General features: G+C 74.5%; 17 protein-coding genes, 1 tRNA gene and 1 pseudogene. 17 read left to right on the top strand and 2 right to left on the bottom strand.

The window, feature by feature from the left end; all coding sequences use genetic code 11:
• Together AVW11_RS37535 and AVW11_RS28235 are read left to right on the top strand one after the other, a co-directional pair.
• Positions 1-427 (top strand): annotated as a pseudogene (locus tag AVW11_RS37535) (hypothetical protein); the annotation flags it as partial.
• Between the two features lie 122 nt (positions 428-549).
• Positions 550-1,407 (top strand): fumarylacetoacetate hydrolase family protein, encoded by an 858-nt coding sequence (locus AVW11_RS28235; RefSeq protein WP_030852221.1) that lies wholly within the window; start codon positions 550-552, stop codon positions 1,405-1,407.
• A gap of 150 nt (positions 1,408-1,557) precedes the next feature.
• Here AVW11_RS28235 and AVW11_RS28240 read toward each other — a convergent pair whose 3' ends face one another.
• Positions 1,558-2,664 (bottom strand): Gfo/Idh/MocA family protein, encoded by a 1,107-nt coding sequence (locus tag AVW11_RS28240; RefSeq protein ID WP_060180937.1) that lies wholly within the window; start codon positions 2,662-2,664, stop codon positions 1,558-1,560.
• Between the two features lie 56 nt (positions 2,665-2,720).
• Between AVW11_RS28240 and AVW11_RS28245 the strand changes: the two genes are divergently transcribed.
• The 13 genes from AVW11_RS28245 to AVW11_RS28305 all read left to right on the top strand — a co-directional run bounded on the left by AVW11_RS28245 (position 2,721) and on the right by AVW11_RS28305 (position 16,513).
• Positions 2,721-4,094, top strand: coding sequence for an ROK family transcriptional regulator (locus AVW11_RS28245; RefSeq protein ID WP_079250830.1), 1,374 nt, complete (start codon positions 2,721-2,723; stop codon positions 4,092-4,094).
• Between the two features lie 273 nt (positions 4,095-4,367).
• On the top strand, positions 4,368-5,120 hold the full coding sequence (locus tag AVW11_RS28250) for a hypothetical protein (protein WP_076046405.1): 753 nt from the start codon (positions 4,368-4,370) through the stop codon (positions 5,118-5,120).
• 58 nt (positions 5,121-5,178) lie between these two features.
• Positions 5,179-5,943, top strand: a complete 765-nt coding sequence (locus tag AVW11_RS28255) for a GntR family transcriptional regulator (protein ID WP_076046406.1) — start codon at positions 5,179-5,181, stop codon at positions 5,941-5,943.
• A 148-nt stretch (positions 5,944-6,091) separates the two neighbouring features.
• A complete protein-coding gene (locus tag AVW11_RS28260) occupies positions 6,092-7,222 on the top strand; it encodes a TIGR03364 family FAD-dependent oxidoreductase (protein ID WP_076046407.1) in 1,131 nt (376 codons plus the stop codon).
• A gap of 5 nt (positions 7,223-7,227) precedes the next feature.
• Positions 7,228-7,953 carry a phosphonatase-like hydrolase gene (locus tag AVW11_RS28265; protein WP_076046408.1) on the top strand — a complete coding sequence of 242 codons (726 nt, stop codon included), beginning with the start codon at positions 7,228-7,230 and terminating at the stop codon, positions 7,951-7,953.
• Entirely contained in the window at positions 7,950-8,999 is a 1,050-nt protein-coding gene (locus tag AVW11_RS28270) for an ABC transporter ATP-binding protein (protein WP_060180942.1), read from the top strand. The genes AVW11_RS28265 and AVW11_RS28270 overlap by 4 nt, the downstream gene beginning before the upstream one ends.
• Before the next feature lie 556 nt (positions 9,000-9,555).
• Positions 9,556-10,473 carry a 2-aminoethylphosphonate ABC transporter permease subunit gene (locus tag AVW11_RS28275; RefSeq protein WP_076046409.1) on the top strand — a complete coding sequence of 306 codons (918 nt, stop codon included), beginning with the start codon at positions 9,556-9,558 and terminating at the stop codon, positions 10,471-10,473.
• Positions 10,460-11,257: an ABC transporter permease gene (locus tag AVW11_RS28280; protein WP_076046410.1), complete on the top strand. Its 798-nt coding sequence runs from the start codon at positions 10,460-10,462 to the stop codon at positions 11,255-11,257. Before AVW11_RS28275 ends, AVW11_RS28280 begins: the two co-directional genes overlap by 14 nt.
• 119 nt (positions 11,258-11,376) lie before the next feature.
• The gene (locus AVW11_RS28285) at positions 11,377-12,459 is read left to right on the top strand and encodes a 2-aminoethylphosphonate ABC transporter substrate-binding protein (RefSeq protein ID WP_076046411.1); all 1,083 of its coding nucleotides are present in this window, start codon (positions 11,377-11,379) and stop codon (positions 12,457-12,459) included.
• 161 nt (positions 12,460-12,620) lie between these two features.
• A complete protein-coding gene (locus tag AVW11_RS28290) occupies positions 12,621-14,141 on the top strand; it encodes an alkaline phosphatase family protein (RefSeq protein WP_076046412.1) in 1,521 nt (506 codons plus the stop codon).
• Between the two features lie 110 nt (positions 14,142-14,251).
• A complete protein-coding gene (locus tag AVW11_RS28295) occupies positions 14,252-15,031 on the top strand; it encodes an HAD-IIA family hydrolase (RefSeq protein WP_030852250.1) in 780 nt (259 codons plus the stop codon).
• Between the two features lie 171 nt (positions 15,032-15,202).
• The gene (locus AVW11_RS28300; RefSeq protein ID WP_076046413.1) at positions 15,203-15,823 is read left to right on the top strand and encodes a hypothetical protein; all 621 of its coding nucleotides are present in this window, start codon (positions 15,203-15,205) and stop codon (positions 15,821-15,823) included.
• A 63-nt stretch (positions 15,824-15,886) separates the two neighbouring features.
• Positions 15,887-16,513, top strand: coding sequence for a class F sortase (locus AVW11_RS28305; RefSeq protein WP_051700613.1), 627 nt, complete (start codon positions 15,887-15,889; stop codon positions 16,511-16,513).
• A 60-nt stretch (positions 16,514-16,573) separates the two neighbouring features.
• On the opposite strand, the gene AVW11_RS28310 is transcribed toward AVW11_RS28305, so the two are convergent.
• A tRNA-Lys gene (locus AVW11_RS28310) sits at positions 16,574-16,647 on the bottom strand.
• Positions 16,648-16,862: 215 nt separating this feature from the next.
• Between AVW11_RS28310 and AVW11_RS28315 the strand changes: the two genes are divergently transcribed.
• Together AVW11_RS28315 and AVW11_RS28325 are read left to right on the top strand one after the other, a co-directional pair.
• Complete coding sequence (locus AVW11_RS28315; RefSeq protein WP_076046423.1) at positions 16,863-18,227, top strand: peptidoglycan-binding protein; 1,365 nt, start codon at positions 16,863-16,865, stop codon at positions 18,225-18,227.
• A 1,394-nt stretch (positions 18,228-19,621) separates the two neighbouring features.
• Entirely contained in the window at positions 19,622-21,061 is a 1,440-nt protein-coding gene (locus AVW11_RS28325; protein ID WP_240528286.1) for an SPFH domain-containing protein, read from the top strand.
• Positions 21,062-21,134: the final 73 nt, after the last annotated feature.

A 21,134-nucleotide genomic window follows, 5' to 3' on the forward strand; every position in this document is an offset into this window, starting at 1 on the left:
GGCTGCCGCGGCTGCCGCGGCAGCCGCGGCTGCCGCAGCCGCCCCGAAGAAGCCGGCGAAGCCGGTGAAGAAGGTGGAGAAGGCGGGTGCCGGGGCGGGCGCCGGGGCCGGCGCCAGGGTGGGCGCGGGGGCCGGGGCCGGGGCCGCGGGTCTGCCCGAGCTGAGTGCCGAGCAGCAGGAGGTCATGCGCAAGGTGGGCGGCGTACTGCCCCTGCTGTCCTTCGGGACGCTGATCACCGCCGCCGTCGTGCCGCTGGCCGCCGGGCTCTACCTGCTCACCACCACCGCCTGGGCGGTGGCGGAGCGGGCCTGGCTCGACCACCGCAAGGCGCGCACCACGGCGCGCCCCGCGGCACCCGCCGCGGCCCCCGCGGCGACACCCGCCGCACCGCCGTCCGCAGACGGAGCAGCGCGTTCCAGTCTGTGAACAGGGTCTTGCGGATTGGGTGGGCATCTTGGAGGATCGACCAATCCTCCGATGGCCGCAACCCATCGGCCGGCCCGGGGCATGCCCATGGGCCGACCACCCACGACCACGGGAGAATGCCCATGAAGCTGCTGCGTGTCGGACCGGCCGGGTCGGAGCGCCCCGCGCTGCTCGACCAGGACGGGACCCTGCGGGACCTGTCCGGCCTGATCACGGATGTGAACGGCGCGCTGCTCGCCGACGACTCCGTCCTGTCCCGGGTACGGGACGCGGCCGCCTCCGGTGGGCTTCCGGTCCTGGACGCCGAAGGGCTGCGGATCGGTGCGCCGGTCGGCCGCATCGGCAAGATCGTGGGCATCGGCCTGAACTACTTCGGGCACGCGGCGGAGATCGGCGCGGAGCCGCCGGCGGAGCCGATCCTCTTCCTGAAAGCCGCGGACACCGTGGTCGGCCCCGACGACACCGTCCTGATCCCGCGCGGCAGCGTGAAGACCGACTGGGAGGCCGAACTCGGCGTCGTCATCGGCAGTACCGCCCGCTACCTGGACTCCGCGGAGCAGGGCCTGGCGCACGTCGGCGGCTACCTGCTGGTCAACGACATCTCGGAACGCGAGTTCCAGATCGAGCGCGGCGGCACCTGGGACAAGGGCAAGAACTGCGAGACCTTCACCCCGCTCGGTCCGTGGCTGGTCACCGCCGACGAGATCCCGGACCCGCAGGCCCTGGACGTGAAGCTGTGGGTCAACGCCGAGCTCAGGCAGGACGGCAACACCTCCGACCAGATCTTCCCGGTCGGCGAGGTCGTCCGGTACCTGAGCCGGTTCATGACCCTGTACCCGGGCGATGTCATCGTCACCGGCACGCCGGCCGGTGTGGCGATGGGCCAGCCGGAGCCGAAGCCGTATCTGCGGGCCGGCGACGTCGTGGAGCTGGAGATCGAGGGGCTCGGCCGCCAGCGCCAGGAGTTCAAGAACGCCTAGCCGCAGCCCCCGCGCCTGCACCCGCCGTAGCCCCACCCGCCGTCGCGCCCGCAGCCGCAGCCGTCGCGCAGGAGGGGCAGGAGGGGCAGGGGGCGGGCGGGGCCGCCGTCGTGGCGGTCCCGCCCGTTCCGCATGCGTGCGCCCGGTGTGTCACACGCCGCCGGGCTCCGTGGCGACGGCAAGCTCCACCGCCACGCCCTCGTGGGACGACATGCGCGCCGCCTCCAGTACGTCGAGGCAGCGCGCGGCCTCGAGCGCGGTGACCGGGGCCGGCCCGCCCGTGCGCAGGGCGGCCGCCACCGCCGCGTAGTACGCCGGGTAGTCGCCCTGTTCCGTCGGCACCGGCGCCCCGCCGCCGGTCAGCGGGGACTCGCCCGAGCCCACCCGCCCCCACAGGTGCGGGGGCTCCTCGCCCCAGGGCAGCCGCCCGTCCGGCCGCAACCCCTCCCGCAGGGCGCCCTCCTGCGGGTCCAGGCCGTACTTCACGTAGCCGGCCCGCGAGCCGAGCACCCGGAACCGCGGTCCGAGCTGGGCGGTGGTCGCGCTGACGTACAGGTGGGAGCGGACCCCGTTCGCGTGGGTGAGGGCGATGAAGGTGTCGTCGTCCGTCTCGGCGCCCGGGCGGCGCGTGTCGGTCTCCGCGTAGACCCGTACGGCGGGCCCGAACAGCACGAGGGCCTGGTCGACGACGTGGCTGCCGAGGTCGTACAGCAGGCCGCCGATCTCCTCCGGGGCGCCCGACTCGCGCCAGCCGCCCTTCAACTGCGGGCGCCAGCGCTCGAAACGGGACTCGAAGCGCTGGATCTCGCCGAGTTCGTCGTCGGCGAGGAGGCGGCGCAGGGTGAGGAAGTCGTTGTCCCAGCGGCGGTTCTGGAAGACGGAGAGGAAGGTTCCGCGCCGGTCCGCCAGGGCGGCGAGCGCCCGGGCCTCGTTGGCGGTGGCGGCCAGGGGCTTGTCCACGACCACCGGGATGCCGGCTTCGAGGGCGGTGGTGGCGAGCGGGACGTGCGTCTTGTTGGGCGAGGCGACCACGACGAGGTCGAGGTCGCGCTCCCACAGTTCGTCGGCGGTGGCGACGGTATGGACGTCGGGGAACTCCGCGCGGGCCTGGGCCTGCCGGTCCGGGGCGGAGGTGACGACCGTGTCGAGGACGAGTCCGTCCGTGGCGGCCACGAGGGGGGCGTGGAAGACGGAACCGGCGAGTCCATAGCCGATGACGCCGACGCGAAGTGGTGCAGTGGAGGCGGGGGTGCTCATGGAGACCACTTTGGCAACAGCGTTGCCGAAGTGCAAGGAAGGTGGACAATGGGCCTGTGAACAGGGGTAGCGGGAGCGGCAACCGCGGCAGCGGGAACAGCGGCCACGGCCACAGCGCGGCGTACGGTCGGCGTGGCGGGGCGAACCTGCCGGCCCTGCGCGGCCACAACGACGCGCTGGTGCTGGACCTGCTGCGCGCCGCCGGACCGGCGGGCCTGGGCCGTGCGGAACTCGCCGCCCGGACGGGGCTCACCCCGCAGGCCGTCAGCAAGATCACGGCTCGGCTCGGGGCGGACGGGCTCGTCGCGGAGGCGGGCCGCGCCGCGTCCACCGGCGGCAAGCCGCGCACCCTGCTGAGGCTGGTGCCGGAAGCGCGGCACGCCGTCGGAGTGCACCTGGACCGTGACGAGTTCCGGGCGGTACGGGTGGACCTGGCGGGCCGGGTCGTCGCCGAGAGCAGCGGGCCGCTCGACTTCGGGGACGGACCGGAGGCGGCGGTCGAGGCCGTCGTACGGGCGGTCGCGCGGGTCGGCATCCCGTCCGGGCCGCCGCTCCTGGGTGTCGGGGTCGCCGCGCCGGGGCCGCTCGACCACCGGGGCGGGGTGATGGGGCGGGTGACGGGGTTCCCGAGCTGGAAGGACTTTCCGCTGAGGGGGGTGCTGGAGGGGCGGCTGGGCCTGCCGGTGCTGCTGGACAAGGACACGAACGCCGGGGCGGCCGCGGCCGCCGGGGCGTGGCTCCGGGCCGCTTGGCCGGATGCGGGCGCGGGTGCCGGTGCGGGTGCGGGTGCCGGTGCCGGTGCCGGTGCGGGCGCGGATGCCGGTGCGCGGGCGCGTGCGGGTCTGCAGGCGCGTGCCGGGGCGGGTGCGGGTGTGCAGGCGCCTCCGGGTGTGGGTGCGGGTACGGGTGCGGGTGCGCAGGTGGCCGCAGGCGCCGGGTCGGGCGCGGATGTCGGGCCGGATGCGGACGTCTATGCCGGCGGCGGAGCCCGCACCTGTGTGTACCTGCACATCGGGACCGGGCTCGGTGCGGGACTGTGGCTGGGCGGCGGGGTCTACCGGGGTGCGCGCTCGGCGGCGGGGGAGTTCGGACACCAGGTCCTCCTGCTGGACGGACCGCGGTGCCGGTGCGGGGCGCGCGGCTGCGTGGAGGTCCTGTGCCTGGAGGCGGTGGCCCGGGGCGACCTGCCCGAGGCGGCACGGATCGTGGGCGAGGCCGCGGCCAACCTGGTCGCCCTGCTCGATGTGGACCGCGTACTGCTCGGCGGGCGCGTGGTGGCGGCGGCGCCGGACCTCTTCGTGGCCGGAGTCGGATCCGTCCTCGCGGCCCGCGCGCTGGATCCGGCCCGGCCGGTGGTCGCCCTGGCGGGGGCGGGCGTGGCGGAGGGGGCGGCGGAGATGGTGCTGACGCCGTTGTTCGGGCGCGAGTAGCCCCCGACCCGCCGCGGGGGCGGGCCGCTGCCTGCGGCGGCTTTGCCGGGTGCGGCGCCGTTGCGGGGGCTCTGCCCCCGTGCCCCCGCGCCTCAAACGCCGGCGGGGCTGAAAAGGGCGGGGTTGACGCCTGCACCGTTCGGGCGTAAACCGGAACAACTCAGGCGTGGTGTGCGGTGACGGTTCGCGCGTGCGTGGGAGGGTGCGGGCAGGTCGGGGTGATTGTCACCTCGTCCGACCATCGTCCTGTCCGGCGAGCAGCGAAGGTCTTCCATGCGACTGCGCACAGCCCTTGCCTTCACCGCCTTCCTCTCCGCCGTCATGGCCGCCACCACCGCATCCACCGCCGGCGCGGACATCGGTACCGGCGGCGGCGCCCGCCCCGCGCCCGCGATGCCGTCCCGGGTCCAGGCCACCTGCGGGGACGGCAAGAGTTCCGCCTTCCCCATCGGGGCGCGCATCCGCGGCGGCCCGGCCGTGTACCGCACCGGCGGCGAGCCGCAGACCTGGTACCTGGACCTGACCAACACCACCGACTCCCCGTGCACGGCCATCCACCCCGTCGTGGTCCTCACCGACAAGGCCCGCACCCTGCGCCCCGTCCACCTGCGGATGGAGTTCGACGCCCCGGGCGGCACCCTGCCCGCCGGCCTCGAACGCAGCGACCGCGACGAGATCATCGCCGTCTTCGACGGCGGCGACGCCTTCCCCGGGTTCAGCGTCGGCCCCGGCGGCACCCGCACCGTCAAGGTCTCCCTCGCCTTCGCCCCCGACGCCCCCACCGGTGAGGTCGTCGCCGATGCCGCCCTCGTCCAGCGCAAGGGCGACGACGGGGACTGGATCGGCGAGGCGGGCGGCTACCGCTTCTCCGTCGAGCACCCCGAGGACTCCGTAGAGGGCGGATCCCTCGCCCACACCGGTCCCCGCGCACGGGTGTACGGCGCGGGCGCCGTGGCCGCCCTCACCGTGGGCGGCGGTCTCCTGCTGGGGGCCCGCCGACTGCGCGTCCGGGCCCGCGCGCACTGAGCGGCCCGCGCCCACCGTCCCGTACGGGGGTCGCGGCCGCCCCGCATAGAGTCCCGTTGTGGAAAAAAACCTCCAGGGCCACCGCGCCGGCTCGCCCGTGCGGTCCGGCATCCCCGAGCACGGCCGCATCCCCAAGTACTACGCCGTCAAGGCCCGGATCGCCGAGCTCCTCGACGAGCTCGGCGAGGGCGGGACGCTGCCCACCGAGCGGGACCTGGCCGAGCGGTACGAGGTCTCCCGCGAGACCGTCCGGCAGGCCCTGCGCGAGCTGCTGCTGGAGGGCCGGCTGCGCCGCTCCGGCCGCGGGACCGTCGTCGCCGGCCCCAAGCTGGAACAGCCGCTCTCCCTCGCCAGCTACACCGAGGGCGTACGCCGCCAGGGCCGCCGACCGGGCCGGCAGCTGATCGGACTGGAGCGGTTCCCCTGCCCGTCCGACCTCGCGCCCGGCATCGGGGCCGAGCCGGGCGAGCCCGTCTGGCACCTGGAGCGGGTCCTGCTCGCCGACGACGAGCGCGTCGGCCTGGAGAGCACCTACGTCCGGGTCGCCCGCGCCCCGCGGCTGGACACCGATTTCCAGCCGGACTCCTCCTTCTACGGATACCTCCGCGACAGCCTCGGCATCTCCTTCGGCGAGGCCGACGAGAAGCTGGAGACCGTCCTCGCGACCCCCCGCGAGGCGCTGCTGATCGGCACCCCGCCGGCCCTGCCCATGCTGCTCATCCACCGCTGCTCGCGGGACCAGGAGGGCCGGCCCCTGGAACGGGTGCGTTCGCTCTACCGTGGCGACCGGTTCAGTTTCACGACCCGCCTGCGGGCCGAATAGCCCAGCATCAAGCGGCCCGTACCCATCCAAAAAGGGCGCAGCGAAGTCACAAAAAGATAACGGGTCTAGTCCAAGCGTTGGGGGCTGTTCACCGGTGCGTCGCCGGACGGCCCCTCCCGGGTCACGGCCCGCGCCCACCGTTGGCGGCGTGAGAGTCATAGTCGTCGGAGGCGGCGTGGTCGGCACCATGCACGCCTGGCAAGCAGTCGAACGCGGCCACGAGGTCGTCCAGATCGAGCGCGAGGCCGAGGCGCGCGGCGCCTCACTGCGCAATTTCGGCCAGATCTGGGTCAGCGGACGGGCCGGGGGAGAGGAGCTCGACACCGCCCTGCGGGCCCGCGAGCTGTGGGAGCGCATCGGCGCGGAGGTGCCCGGCCTGGGCTTCCGCGCCAACGGCTCCCTCACCCCCGTCCGCAATGCCCGCGAGTACGCCGTCGCCGAGGCGGCCCTGGCCCGCCCGGACGCCGCCGCCCGCGGCTACGAACTTCTCGGCGCCGACGAGGCGCGCAAGATCAACCCGGCCCTGCGCGGCGCGTTCGAAGCCGCCCTGTGGTGCGAGCGGGACGCGGCCGTCGAACCGCGCACCGCCCAACTGCGCCTGCGCGAAGCCCTGCACGCGAAGGCGGGCGGCGGCCGCTACACCTTCCTCGCCGGCCGCGAGGTCCGCGAGGTCACCGGCCCCGGCGCCGTCCGCGACGACCACGGCGACGTCCACCGCGGCGACGCCGTGATCCTCGCCACCGGCGCCTGGCTGTCCGGGCTGGTCCGCGAACTGGCCCCCGACCTGCCCGTACGCCGGGTCCGGCTCCAGATGATGCAGACCGCACCGCTCGGCGAGCAGCTCACCACCTCCGTCGCGGACGCCGACAGCTTCCGCTACTACCCGGCCTACCGGTCCGCGGCCCTCGACGCGCTGAACGCCGGCCAGGCCCAGACCCCGATCGCCGCCGCGCACAAGATGCAGCTGCTCATGGTCCAGCGCCGGGACGGCGGACTGACCATCGGCGACACCCACGCATACGAGCACCCCTTCGCCTTCGACACCGTCGAGGAGCCGTACGAGCACCTCACCGAGGTCGTCGAGTCCTTCCTGGGCCGCCCCCTGCCGAAGATCAGACACCGCTGGGCGGGCGTGTACGCGCAGTGCACGGACACCTCCCGCGTCGTCCACCGCCAGCAGGTCGCCGACGGCGTCTGGCTGGTGACCGGACCGGGCGGGCGCGGCATGACCTGCTCACCCGCCATGGCCGAGACCACCGCGAACGAACTGGGCTGGTAACACCGATGACCGACACCACCCCCACCCCCACCACCGACGGGGCTGCCGACACCCGCAGGCTGGTCGTCCTCGACATGGCCGGCACCACCGTCGCCGACGGCGGCCTCGTCGAGCGCGCCTTCGAGCGGGCCGCCGAGCGCCTCGGCGTCGAGCCCGGCACCCCCGACCACGCCGAGAAGCTCCGGTACGTACTCGCCACCATGGGCGAGTCCAAGATCTCCGTCTTCCGTCACCTCTTCGGCACGGAAGAACTCGCCCGACGCGCCAACTCCGCCTTCGAGGAGGCGTACGCGGAGCTCGTCGACGGCGGCCTCGTCACCCCCGTCCCCGGCGCCCGCGCCGCGATCGAGGAGCTCCGCGCCGACGGCCGCACCGTCGCCCTGACCACCGGCTTCGCCCGCGTCACCCAGGACGCCATCCTCGACGCCCTCGGCTGGCAGGACCTCGCCGACCTGACCCTCTGCCCCGCCGACGCGGGCGGCCGCGGCCGGCCCCACCCCGACATGGTGCTGACCGCGTTCCTGCGCACCGGCGCCGTGGCCGACGTGAGCGACGTCGTGGTCGTCGGCGACACCGCCTACGACATGCTCAGCGGGCGGCGCGCCGGCGCCGGCACGGTGGCGGGCGTCCTCACCGGCGCCCACGACCGCGCGACGCTCACGCGCAGCGGCGCGACCCACATCCTCGACTCCGTCGCCGAACTCCCGGGCCTCCTCGCGGAGTCGGCGTGAGCGGCATCCGCTTCGACGGGGTCAGCGTCGCCTACGACGGCAGCACCGTCCTGGACCGCCTCGACCTGACCGTGGAGGCGGGCGAGGTGATGGCGCTGCTCGGCCCCTCCGGCTCCGGCAAGACCACCGCCCTGCGCGCGGTCGCCGGCTTCGTACGGCCCGTCGCGGGCCGGGTCCTCATCGGCGGCCGGGACGTCACCGCGCTCCCGCCGCACCAGCGCGGCATCGGCATGGTCGTCCAGCAGTACGCGCTCTTCCCGCACATGCGGGTCGAGGACAACGTCGCCTTCGGCCTGAAGGCCCAGAAGGCGCCGAAGGGCGCGATACCGGGCCGGGTCGCCGAGGCCCTGGAGATGACGGGCATGGCCGCCTACGCCCGGCGTTACCCGCGCGAGCTGTCGGGCGGCCAGCAGCAGCGGGTCGCCATCGCCCGCGCCCTCGCCATCCGCCCGGGCGTGCTCCTGCTGGACGAACCCCTCTCCGCCCTCGACGCGCAACTGCGCTCCGGGATGCTGGCCGAACTGGCCCGGCTGCACCGCGAACTGCCCGACGTGTCCATCCTGTACGTCACCCACGACCAGGTGGAGGCGCTCACCCTGGCCGACCGGATCGCCGTCATGGACCGGGCCCGACTCCAGGACTGCGGGACACCGCAGGAGCTGTACCGGGCCCCGCGCACCGAGTTCACCGCGTCCTTCGTCGGGAACGCGAACCTGCTCCCGGTCACGGTGGCCGAGGGCGGCGCGGTCTTCGAGGGCCGCGCGCTGACCCTCGACCGCGGGCGGGCCGCTCCGGGCGCCGCGGCCACCCTGTGCGTACGCCCGCACCTGCTCGGCCTCGGCGCCGGACCCAACGCGCTGGCCGGCACCATCGCCGAGGTGCAGTGGCGGGGCTCGACGCACCGGCTGTACGTGGACGTCGACGGCCACCGGGTGAAGGCGGACCTCCCCGAACTGCGGGAGACACCCGCGCTGGGGGACCGGGTCACGCTGCACTTCGAGCCGCGCGATGCCGTGCTGCTGGCGGCGGGGGTGACCCATGCCTGACGCCTCGCGGCGAGCCCTGCCGTCTGTGCCTGATGCCGCGGGGCGGGGTCTGCCGTCTGTGCCTGACGCCGCGGGGCGGGGTCTGCCGTCTGTGCCTGACGCCGCGGGGCGAGGTTTGCCGTCTGTGCCTGACGCCGCGGGGCGAGGTTTGCCGTCTGTGCCTGAGGGCTCGGGGCGGGGTCTGCCGTCCGGGCCTGGTGCTTCGGGGCGGGGTCTGCCGTCCGGGCCTGCCGGGCCTGCCGAGATCGGCCCCCCGGGCGGGGACCCCGAGCCGGCGCTGTCCGGCGGTTCGGCCCTCGCGGGCCCCGGTGCGCCCGAACCCTGTACCGGCCCGGCCCTTCCCGGCGAGCCCGGCGGAGCCGCGCGGCGGAACGCGGTGCCGGTCGTACCCGCCCTCGGCCGTCCGTCCGGCCAAGCCGGACGCGTAGCCGGCCCGGTCGCTGCCCCGGAGCCCATGCCTGCTGCCGTACCGGGTTCGCGTCAGGAGGGTCCGGCGCCGTGCGCCGGGGAGAGCGCCGCGGCCTCCGGGCCGCCGGAGCACTGCACCGGGCCGATCGTGGATTCGGCCCGTCCCGTGCCCGGCCCGGCCCTCGGCCGTCCGTCCGGCGGGGACGGGGCCGCCCCCTCGCCGCGCGGCGCGGCGGCGGCCCCGCGGGCGCTCCCGCGGAGCGTGTGGGCTCTGCCGCCCGTGGCCGTGCTCGCGCTGCTGTTCCTCTATCCCCTCGCGCTGGTCGTCCAACAGTCCCTCACCCCCGACGGCGGTGGCGGCGCCTTCGACGCCTACGCCCGCGTCTTCGGGTCGCGGGCCTTCCACGACGCCCTCGGGACCACCGTCTGGCTGGCCGTCGGAGCCACCCTCGGCTGCCTGGTCCTCGGGTTCACGCTCGCGCTGGTCATCGCGTTCGTGCCCTTCCCCGGAGCCCGCGCCGTCGCGAAGTTCATCGACGTCTTCCTCTCCTTCCCCTCCTTCCTCATCACCCTCGCCCTCCTCTTCCTCTACGGCACCGTGGGCATGGCCAACGGGCTCGTCACCGAGTTCACCGGCGCCGCCGAGGGGCCCTTCCACTTCCTCACCACCCCCTGGGGAGTCCTCCTCGCGGAGATCACGTACTTCACGCCTTTCGTGATCCGCCCGCTCCTCGCCGCGTTCTCCCAACTGGACACCGCCCAGCTGGAGGTCGCGGCGGGTCTCGGCGCCCGCCCCGCCCGCATCGTCCGGCAGGTGATCCTGCCCGAGGCCCTGCCGGCTCTCGGCGCCGGCGGCAGCCTCGTCCTCGTCATGTGCCTCAACGAGTTCGGGATCGTCCTGTTCACCGGGGCCAAGGACGTCACGACCCTGCCGATGCTCGTCTACGGCAAGGCCATCCTCGAATCCGACTACCCGGCCGCCTGCGTGGTCGCCGTCGTCAACATCGCGATCTCCGTCGGCCTGTTCGGCCTCTACCGGGTGGTGAGCAAGCGTGCTGGTGCATAGCAAGGCCGGCCGCTGGGCCGTGTGGGGCCTCTTCGGCCTCCTCTTCCTGCCGCTCTTCGCGCTGCCCCTGCTCGTCGTGGTCGCCGCGTCCTTCGCCACCCACTGGTCCGGGGCCCTCCCCTCCGGACCGACCGCCGGGAACTACGCCGCCGCCGTCCGCGGCGAGTCCCTCCAGGCCCTCACCACCAGCCTGGTCACCGCCATCACCGCCAGCCTCCTCGCGCTGACCGTCGGCACCTGGGCCGCACTGGCCGGGGCCGCGTTGAAGCGGCGCGGCAGGCGGCTCCTGGACGCGCTGTTCATGCTGCCCGTCGCCGTGCCGTCCGTGGTCGTCGGCCTCGCCGTGCTCGTGGCCTTCAGCCGCCCGCCCGTGCTGCTCAACGGCACTGCCCCGATCGTCGTCCTGGCCCACACCGTCCTCGTCACGGCGTTCGCCCACCAGTCCGTCTCCGCCGCGATCGTCCGGCTCGACCCCGTCTACGAGCAGGCGGCGGCCTCCCTGGGCGCCCGCCCCGCGTACGTGCTGTGGCGGGTCCGGCTCCCCCTCCTGCTGCCGTCCCTCACGGCCGCGGGCGGCCTCTGCTTCGCCCTGTCCATGGGCGAGCTCAGCGCCACGATGATGCTGTACCCGCCGGACTGGATGCCCCTCCCGGTCCGCATCTTCACCGCCACCGACCGCGGTTCGCTCTTCAGCGGCTCCGCCGTCGCGGTGGTCCTGATGGCCGCCACCCTGCTGGTCCTGCTGGCCGTCTCCCGCATCCGCACCAAGGCCTCGTACCGCTGACCCCTGGCTGCCCTCCGGCCGGCCCCCGCTGACCCCCGGCCGGCCCCCGCTGACCCCCGGCCGATCCCCGCTGTCCCCGGCCGGCCCCCGCCGACTCCCTCTCCCCGTAAGGACGTTCCATGCCCAGAACCCTCGCGCCCCGTGGCGCCGCCGCCGTCACCGGCGGCCTCGCCCTCATCGCCAGCCTCACCGCCTGCGGCGGCTCCTCCTCGGCCGGTCCGGCCGACTCCAGGGGCGCCGAGAAGGTCGTCACCGTCTACAGCGCCGACGGCCTCAAGAGCGAGAAGGGCGACGGCTGGTACGACCGGGTCTTCGCCGACTTCACCAAGAAGACCGGCATCGAGGTCAAGTACGTCGAGGGCGGCTCCGGCGAGATGGTGCAGCGCGCCGTCCGCGAGAAGACCAACACACAGGCGGACGTGCTGATCACCCTGCCGCCGTTCATCCAGCAGGCCGACGGCAAGGGACTGCTCCAGCCCTACGTCCCCCAGGGCGCCGACAAGGTCAACGGCGCGGACAAGTCCACCGACGGCAAGTGGACCTCCGTCGTCAACAACTACTTCGGCTTCGTCTACAACAAGAAGGAGCTCCCCGAAGCCCCCAAGACCTGGGAAGAGCTCCTGGACGCCCGCTACAAGGGCAAGCTGCAGTACTCCACGCCCGGCGTCGCGGGCGACGGCACCGCCGTCCTCATCAAGTCGATGCACGACTTCGGCGGCAAGGAGCCGGCGATGGACTACCTGAAGAAGCTCCAGGCCAACAACGTCGGCCCGTCGTCCTCCACCAGCAAGCTCGCGCCCAAGACCGACAAGGGCGAGCTGCTCGTGGCCAACGGCGACGTCCAGATGAACTTCGCCCAGTCCAAGTCCATGCCGAACCTGGGCATCTGGTTCCCCGCGAAGGAGGGCGGCAGGCCCACCACCTTCGCCCTGCCGTACGCGGCGGGCCTGGTCGCCAAGGCCCCGCACCCGGAGAACGGCAAAAAGCTCCTCGACCACCTGCTCGGCGAGGAGGCGCAGCGGCTGGTCAGCGAGGTGGGCGGCGGCTTCCCGGCGCGCAGCGACATCAAGCCGACCGACGCCAACGCCGTCGAACTCACCAAGCTCATGAGCGGTGTCGAGGTCTTCGAACCGGACTGGGCAGACATCGACAAGAACCTCACCGGTTACGTGGACGCGTGGAAGTCGGCCACCGGAAGCTGACTGGTCGCCTCCTCGTCATCCACGCACTGCACCATGACCTCTGCCTGAGGCTCCCCCCTCGGACGAAGTCCGGGGGATGGGCCCGGACCGAAGACCGCACCTTCGGTCCAGGCCCGGCGTACGTCCCCAGCGCCTTCCCGCGATCACTCCCGGAGGAGTTCGTGTCCCCTGCCGTCCCCGCCGGCCGCACCCTCGCCGCGGCTGCCACCGCCACCGCCCTGCTCGCCGCCGCCCTCGGCGCCCACACCGTCCCCGCCGCCGCGGCCGCCACCACCGGCAAGGTCCTCGTCATCGGTGTCGACGGCGCGGTCCTCGACCGCGTCAAGGCCGCCAACGCCCCTCACCTGCAAGGCCTGATGGCCCAGGGGCTGACCGCCCGCAGCACCCTCTACGCGGGCCCGATGGCCGCCACCTCCTCGGGCCCCGGCTGGTCCACCGTCGCCACCGGTGTCTGGCCCGACAAGCACGGCGTGAGGGACAACTCCTTCACCGGCAAGAACTACGCCGCCCACCCGGACTTCCTCACCCGCATCGAGAACGCCAGGCCGGCGCTCAACACCTACGCGGCCGCCGACTGGGAGCCCATCACCTCCACCGACCAGAACGGCCCGATCTTCTCCGCGAAGGTCGACAAGCGCCTCTCCCTCAAGGGCGACCGCGACGGCTACCGCACCGAGGACCCGAAGGTGGCCGCCGCGGCCGCCACGGAACTGCGCACCCAGAACCCGGACGCCGCCTTCGTCTACCTGGGCGAGATCGACGCGGCCGGCCACTCCTACGGCGCCGCCAGCCAGCAGTACCTCGACGCCGTCGCCCGCGTCGACACCCTCGTCGGGCAGCTCCTCACCGCCGTCCACAACCGCCCGACGTACGGCCAGGAGAACTGGAAGATCCTGGTCACCACCGACCACGGCCACATCCCCTCCGGCGGCCACGGCGGCTCGACCCTCGCCGAGCGCGGCACCTTCGTCATCGCCAAGGGCGCCGGGATCCCCGCCGGTTCGGTCCGCGACGACGTCAAACTGGCCGACGTGGCCGCGACCGCCCTCGCCCAGGTCGGCGTCGCCGCCCCCGGCATCGACGGCGTGCCGCTGGGCTCCCCGGACACCGACCCCTTCGACACCGTGCGCCCGGCCCTGCGCACCCGGGTGGACGAGACGGGCATCCCGGCCGGGGTGAAGGGCTTCACGCACACCCCGCCCGCCGGCTGGTCCGTCGACAACTCGAAGATGGGCACGGGCGGCGTCACCGAGTGGGCCGGCTGGGCCTTCGCGACCGACGAGTTCTGGACCCAGTCGCAGCGCGACCAGTGGCGCGAGCTGAACGTCCGCTCCCGTGACGTCTTCGCCGTCGCCGACTCCGACGAATGGGACGACAAGACCCACACCGGCACCTTCGACTCCACCCTCGTCACCCCCAAGTGGCCGGTCGTGGGCGGCAGTACGCGCACCCTCACCTTCCAGACGCACTACCGCCACGAGACGGGCCAGACCGCCCAGGTCCTCGTCTCCTACAACGGCGCGGCCCCGGCGGTGGTGAAGACGTACACCGCCGACGCCGTCGCCAAGGCCGACTCCATCGCCCTCCAGGTCCCGGCCGGCGCCACCGACGTCCAGGTCCGCTTCCGCTACAGCGGAAACAACAACTGGTTCTGGACCGTCGACGACGTCCGCCTGGGCTGATCCTGCGGCCCCGGCGTCCGGGCTGTGGACGGCGAGGACGGCCACAGCCCGGCCCGGATAGGGTGGTACAGACCAGAGGCAGCAGGTCAGCGAGAGCGGAGAACAGTCCAGTGGCAGAGCGCAAGCCGATCGAATCCTGGCTCACCGACATGGACGGCGTCCTCATCCACGAGGGCACGCCGATCCCGGGCGCCGATGCCTTCATCAAGCGGCTGCGCGAGTCCGGCAAGCCCTTCCTGGTGCTGACCAACAACTCCATCTACACCCCGCGCGACCTCCAGGCCCGCCTGGCCCGCATGGGTCTGGACGTGCCCGTCCAGAACATCTGGACCTCCGCCCTGGCCACCGCGAAGTTCCTCGACGACCAGCGCCCGGGCGGCACGGCGTACGTCATCGGCGAGGCCGGTCTGACGACCGCCCTGCACGACATCGGCTACGTCCTCACCGACCACGAGCCCGACTACGTGGTCCTGGGCGAGACCCGCACCTACAGCTTCGAGGCCATGACCAAGGCGGTCCGCCTGATCAACGCCGGGGCGCGCTTCATCTGCACCAACCCCGACGAGACGGGCCCCTCCACCGAGGGCCCGCTCCCGGCCACCGGCGCCGTCGCCGCGCTGATCACCAAGGCGACGGGCAAGCAGCCGTACTTCGCGGGGAAGCCGAACCCGCTGATGATGCGTACGGGCCTGAACGCCATCGGCGCGCATTCGGAGACCAGCGCGATGATCGGCGACCGGATGGACACCGACGTGCTGGCCGGCCTGGAGGCGGGCATGCAGACCTTCCTCGTCCTGACCGGCCTGACCACCGAGCAGGACACCGAGAAGTTCCCGTACCGGCCGACCAAGACGGTCGCCTCGATCGCGGACCTGGTCGACCTGGTCTGACGGACGACCGCCCGGACGACCGCCCCGGCGACCGCCCGGACGACCGCCCGGACGCGGACCGTGCGGCCGTCCGGGCGTACCGCGTTTGGGGCGTACGGCCGACACGTACGGCGCCGCTCGGGATGCGCAGCGGCGTACCGCGCGTGAATCTCCTTGTCGAGGAGGTTCACCATGCGCAGTGTTCCGATTGCTGTCCGCACCGCCGCCGTGGCCGCCGCCCTGGCGGCGTTCTCCGCGGTGACCGTCGTGTCCGCGCCCACCGCCCTCGCGGGTGAGGAGGACCGCGGCGACCGCGGCAGCATCACGGTCGACCCGAACCCGGCCCACCCGGGAGCGCAGGTCAAGCTGCGGGTCCACGGCTGCGAGGGCAGGCGGGGGGCGGCCAAGTCCTCCGTCTTCGTGTCGGACGCCGACCTCTACGGCCGCGACGGCGGGCGCCGCAGCCCGCTCTACGGCGACGCGATGATCAGCTCGCACGCCTCGCCGGGCCGGCACGCCGTCCGGGTGTACTGCGACGGCGACGAGAAGTTCACCGGTTTCGTCCACGTCTCCGCCTACCGCCACCCCTCCCACCATGCCTCGCCGATCTGGCCGGTCCACGCGGGCGGCGGCGGTATGGCGGACCGCCCGGCCGAGGCCCCCGGCCTGCTCACCGCGGCGAAGAAGGAGCCCACGGGCGGCGACGGCCCGGGGATGCCGCACACGGTGATCGGCGCCGTTCTGGCGGCGGCGGCCACGCTGGCCGTCGCGGGCCGGGCGCTGGCCCTGCGCCGCCGCCGCAGCGGCGAGTGAGGCGGGCGCCGGGTGAGCGAGCAGTGGCGGCCGGACGAGGCCAAGGCCTCCGCCGGGGGCCGGATGCTGACCTTCGCGGCCTGGTCGGTGCTGGTGCTGGGCCTGTGGCTGTGGGGCCGTGAGCTGACCGTGGCGCCGGCCCCGCTCTCCGGGCAGGCCGGCGGGGCGCTGGGCGCGGGGCTGCCGGCCGCGCACGCGCCCGTCGCGGGATCGCTGCCGCAGCGTGTCGACGTACCGTCCATAGGCATCCAGGCCCCGGTGGTCTCCCGAGGCCTGGACAAGGACGGCGCGATCGATCCGCCGCCGTACGACAGCCCGGGCACGGTGGGCTGGTGGGGGCAGGGCGTCCAGCCGGGGGCGGCGGGGACGGCGCTGATGGTCGGGCACGTGGACACGCGATCCAAGCCGGCCGTCTTCTACGGTCTGAGCTCGGCGCAGCCGGGCGACAAGGTGCGCGTGGTGCGGGCGGACGGTACCGTCGCCGAGTTCACGATCGAGGACGTACGGGTCTACGAGCGCGCGGCCTTCGACGCGCACAGGGCGTACGGCCCGCGGGTGCGGGGCCGCGCGGAGCTGCGGCTGGTGACCTGCGGGGGAACGTACGACAAGGCGGCCAAGGAGTACACGGCGAACGTGGTGGTCTCCGCCTACCTGACGGGCGTGGGAGTCCGCCCCGGCACGTCGGCGTAGAGGCTTCCGGGCACGAAGAAGCCCCTCACAGTTTTCACTGTGAGGGGCTTCCTCCGTCTGTGCGCCGCCAGGGACTCGAACCCCGGACCCGCTGATTAAGAGTCAGCTGCTCTAACCAACTGAGCTAGCGGCGCTTGCTGACAGGGAAAACTCTACCCCACCTCTGCGGGTGCTCGTGACCAGCCACGCCCATCCTGTCCGATTAACCCATGTTTGGGCAGTTTATCGTGCACGATATGTCTGCGCCGACCGCATCTGATCCCTTATCAGGTGCGGCTCCGGTCGACCACTGGAACAGCAGGGGAGTGGACGGAACCGCATGACGATGCAGCCCCCGACGCGTGTGCAGATGCCGATGCCCGCTTTCGAGGAGTACGAGCCCGCAGGCGACTGCGTGTGCCGGGGATGCGCCCAGCGCCGTCGCGCCCTCGCCCGCGCCCGCGCCATACCGCTCCGGGACGGCGGCCACCCCGCCGCGCGCGGCGCGCGCCGCGCGCTGGTCCTGGCCACTGCCGCCGGAGTGGTCCTCGGCGGTGGCGGCGGGACGGCGCTGGCCCAGAGCGCACCGGCAGCCGGCCCGGTGGCCCTCGACGACCCCGGCAGCCCGCAGGGCGGACGCACCCCCCTGCACGGCCCGAAGGGCAAGCCGGGCAAGCCGGGCAGCCCCGGCGCCCCGGGCCGGCCCGGGGCCGTGAAGCGGATCGACCGCACGACGATCATCACCAGGGCGAAGCTGTGGCTGGACGCGCAGGTCCCGTACAGCATGTCCGCGTACTGGTCGGACGGCTACCGGCAGGACTGCTCCGGCTACGTCTCCATGGCCTGGAACCTCGGCTCGAACGAGTGGACCGGCAGCCTCGACAAGTTCGCCACCAAGATCACGAAGGATGAGCTGCTGCCGGGGGACATGCTGCTCTTCCACAACCCTGCGGATCCCACCAACGGCTCGCACGTGGTCCTCTTCGGCGGCTGGGTCGACCAGACGCGCACCCACTACACCGCCTACGAGCAGACGCGCCCCACGACGCGGAAGCTGGCCACGCCCTACGGGTACTGGGCCAACGCGGCGAAGTACGTCCCGTACCGGTTCAACGGGGTGACGGGCGGCATCGTCCCGGAGACCCCGGGCGCCGTACCCGCCCCCGAACCCCCGGCGGCCGGCCCGACGCCGGGCGACGCCGCCAAGGCCTTCCCCGGCGCGGACAAGTTCGCCCCGGGCGCCGTCAACGACCACGTCGCCCAGCTGGGCCGGATGCTGATCGAGCGCGGCGCGTACCGCTTCTACCCCAAGGGGGTGGCCGACCGGACGTGGAGCGACCACGACCGGCTCGCCACCCAGGCCTTCCAGCGCGCGCAGGGCTGGACGGGCGCCGACGCCGACGGCGTCCCCGGCGCGCACACCTGGCGCCTGCTCGTCGACAGGCAGGGCAGGAACATCCCGCCGCTGGTGGGCGGGGCGCCCGGCCCGGGCGGCGTACGGGCCTACCCGGGAGCCGCGGTGTTCCGCCCCGGGCAGTCGCACCCGGCCGTCGAGGCCCTCGGCCGGCAGCTGGTGAAGAAGGGCTTCGGCAAGTACTACACCTCCGGCCCGGGCGCCCGCTGGGGCGAGGCCGACCGCCGCAACGTCGAGGCCTTCCAGCGCGCGCAGGGCTGGCGCGGGGCCGCGGCCAACGGCTACCCGGGCCCGGAAACCTGGCGCCGGCTGTTCGCATGACGGAGGTAACGATGTTTCCCACGCGCACCACCTCGACGACGGGCACCCTCCGCGTACCGGCCGCGCCCCGGCCCGCCCCGACCTCCTTCGGCTGGGCCACCACGACCCCCACCCTGTCCCTCCGCACCCCGACCCCGCCGGTGCCTGTCCCGGCGCGGGCCGGGGAGGCTCCACTGGGGCCCGGCTACGGCCCGCCGCCCGAGGCCACGCCGGAGCCGCTCCCGTCCCCGGCGGGGGAGCCTTCGCCCCGGGCGGGCGCGGTGCCCGCCTCGGGCTGGTCGCCGGGGGTCGCGCCGGAGCCTGTCCCGTCCCTGGCGGGGGAGTTTTCGCCTCCGGCGGGTGCCGTGTGCGCCTCGGGCTCGGCGCGGGCCGGGGAGGCTTCACTCGGGGCGGGTGCAGTACCGGGTTACGGCCTGCCGCCCGAGGTCGCGCCGGAGCCCGTCCTGTCCCCGGCGGGGGAGCCTTCGCCCCGGGCGGGCGCGGTGTCCGGCTCGGGCTCGGCGCGGGCCGGGGAGTCTTCGCCCCGGGCGGGTGCCGTGCCCGGCTCGGGCTGGTCGTCGGCGCGCGCACCGGAGCCTGCCCCGTCCCCGGTGCGGGAGTCTTCGCCCCGGGCGGGTGTCGTGCCCGCCTTTGGCTCGGCGCGGGCCGGGGAGGCTTCACTCGGGGCGGGTGCAGTATCGGGTTACGGCCTGCCGCCCGGGGGCGTGCCGGAGCCTGTCCCGTCCCTGGCGGGGGAGGCACCGGCCTGGGCGGCTGGGGCTGCTACGCCCTGGGCGGCGGATCCGGGCGGCATCCCGAATGGTGCGTCGGCGGAGCCGCCGGAGGCCCCGGTCGGCGACGGCCCGCCGGCCGGTGCGGCTTCGGCCGGGACGGGGTATCCGGGCGCCGCGCCCGTCTCTGTCCCGTCGCCCGCGGCGTCCGAGCCGCTGGGGGCTCCGGCCGGGTACGGTCCGCCGACCGCGCCGGTCCGGCCCCCCGCGTCGGACGGCCCGGAGGCCGTCGCGGTCCCGGCCGCGGCCGCGGAGGCTTCGCTCTGGACGGCGGAGCCGCCGGAGGTCCCGCCCGGCAGCCCGGAGGACGTCCCGGCGGCACCGCACACCGCGCCGGTGGAACAGGGTGTGCCCGCGCGGCAGGCCCCGCGGGCCGTCCCGCTCGGCACGTACACCCCGCCCCGCGCGGCGCCGCCGGTCGGGCCCGCTCCGGAGGCCGCGCCCGCCCGGGCCGTACCGGCACCTGCCGGTGAGGCTGCGCCTGTGGCGGCGGAGCCGCCGACCGCAGGCGCCCCGCACCGTACCCATCGCGCGGCGGACAGGGTCCCGGCGGCTGCGGTTCCGGTGCCTGCCGGAGAGACCCCGACCGCCCCGGCTTCACCCGCCGGGCACGCTGCGCCCAGGGTGGCGGAGCCGCTGGAGCCCCCGAGCCCCTACGGTTCGCCGGCCGCCACGTCGGGGGCGGAGGCCGCTCCCGACGTGGCGGCGGCGCCTGCCTCTCACACCACCGCTCGCGCGGCGGTGCCGCCGGCGGTGCCCGCGGCGCGGGGGGAGTCCGAGCCCGAGCCCGTGCACACCTCGCCCGACCCCACCTCCGGCAGCCTGGACATCCCGCGCCCGCACCCGCAGCACGAAGAGCACGAAGAGCGCGACGAGCACCACGACCACGAAGAACGGCAAGGGCACGACGAGCACCACGACACCGCGCCGAATTCCGGGGTGCCCGGACCCGGCGTCGCCGAGATCGTCGCCCAGGCGGTGGCGCGCGCCATGGAGGAGGACGACACGCAGGACCTCCCGAACGTCTCCGCCCCCCACCGCGGCACCGCCGTCACCGACGTACCGCTGCACCTGCCGTTCCGCGCCGCGACCACCGCCCCCCTGCCGGAGCGGGCGCCCGCGGTCGCGCCGCGCCCGGCGCGTCCCGCGCCCGGCCGCCGGGTCCCCCGCGGCGACGACCGGCTCCGCGAGCACCGCGGTCCGGTGCTGCCCGGCTGGGTAGGCGTCGCCGTCGGCGGTCTCGCCCTGGCCGGCTGCACGGCCGTGCTCTGGCGGGCCGGGGCCGTCCCCGACGCGTTCGCGGCCGCATTCGGCGCGGCCCCCCGCGCCTTCCACGGGCTGCGCGCCACCCACTGGCCGCCGCTCGCCTTCCTCGGCATCGTCGCCCTCGTGGCGCTCGGCGGCCTCGGCCGGTCCCGTACCGGTCACGCCTGGGTGCTCACCCTCTTCGGCCGCTACCGCGGCACGGTCCGCCGTACCGGCCTGACCTGGGTCAGCCCCCTCCTGCTGCGCCGCCGGGTCGACGTACGCCTGCGCCACTGGCGCAGCGACCCGATGCCCGCCGTCGACTCCGGCGGCCTCGCCCTCCAGGTCGTCGTCCAGGTCGTCTGGCAGGTCAAGGACACCGCCCGCGCCACGCTCGCCGTCGCGGACCACACCGAGTACCTCGCCCAGCAGGTCGAGTCGGCCATGGCCCGCGTACTGTCCCAGCTGCCGGCGGACGCCTTCCACGAGGACGCCCCGACCCTGCGCGACGCCGAGGCCGTCGGCGACGCGCTGACCCGGATGCTGGCGGCCGAGACCGAGGCGGTCGGGATCGAGGTGTTCTCGGCCCAGCCGACCCGGATCGAGTACGCGGCCGAGGTCGCCGAGGCCATGCGCCGCCGCCGGGTCGCCGCGATCGACGCCAAGCACCGGGACACCGTGCTGACCTCGGTGGTGGACGCCGTGGACGACACCGTCCACCGGCTGACCTCGCGCGGACTCGTCGAGCTCGACGACTACGAGCGCAAGGCGCTGGTGAAGGACCTCACGGTCGCCTTCTACACGGGGCGCGCCGAATAGCGGGACACACGTAGGGGACACGCGTCGGGAGACGTGCGTTCAGAGACGCACAGCACGACGGGGAACGGGTGGC

It is taken from the genome of Streptomyces amritsarensis, from assembly GCF_001953875.1.
GTDB lineage: Bacteria > Actinomycetota > Actinomycetes > Streptomycetales > Streptomycetaceae > Streptomyces > Streptomyces amritsarensis.

Coding starts and splice junctions, on each gene's coding strand:
- AVW11_RS28235 (WP_030852221.1), top strand. CDS start 550: ATGAAGCTGCTGCGTGTCGGACCGGCCGGGTCGGAGCGCCCCGCGCTG.
- AVW11_RS28305 (WP_051700613.1), top strand. CDS start 15,887: ATGCTGACCTTCGCGGCCTGGTCGGTGCTGGTGCTGGGCCTGTGGCTG.
- AVW11_RS28300 (WP_076046413.1), top strand. CDS start 15,203: ATGCGCAGTGTTCCGATTGCTGTCCGCACCGCCGCCGTGGCCGCCGCC.
- AVW11_RS28285 (WP_076046411.1), top strand. CDS start 11,377: ATGCCCAGAACCCTCGCGCCCCGTGGCGCCGCCGCCGTCACCGGCGGC.
- AVW11_RS28240 (WP_060180937.1), bottom strand. CDS start 2,664: ATGAGCACCCCCGCCTCCACTGCACCACTTCGCGTCGGCGTCATCGGC.
- AVW11_RS28250 (WP_076046405.1), top strand. CDS start 4,368: ATGCGACTGCGCACAGCCCTTGCCTTCACCGCCTTCCTCTCCGCCGTC.
- AVW11_RS28315 (WP_076046423.1), top strand. CDS start 16,863: ATGCCGATGCCCGCTTTCGAGGAGTACGAGCCCGCAGGCGACTGCGTG.
- AVW11_RS28265 (WP_076046408.1), top strand. CDS start 7,228: ATGACCGACACCACCCCCACCCCCACCACCGACGGGGCTGCCGACACC.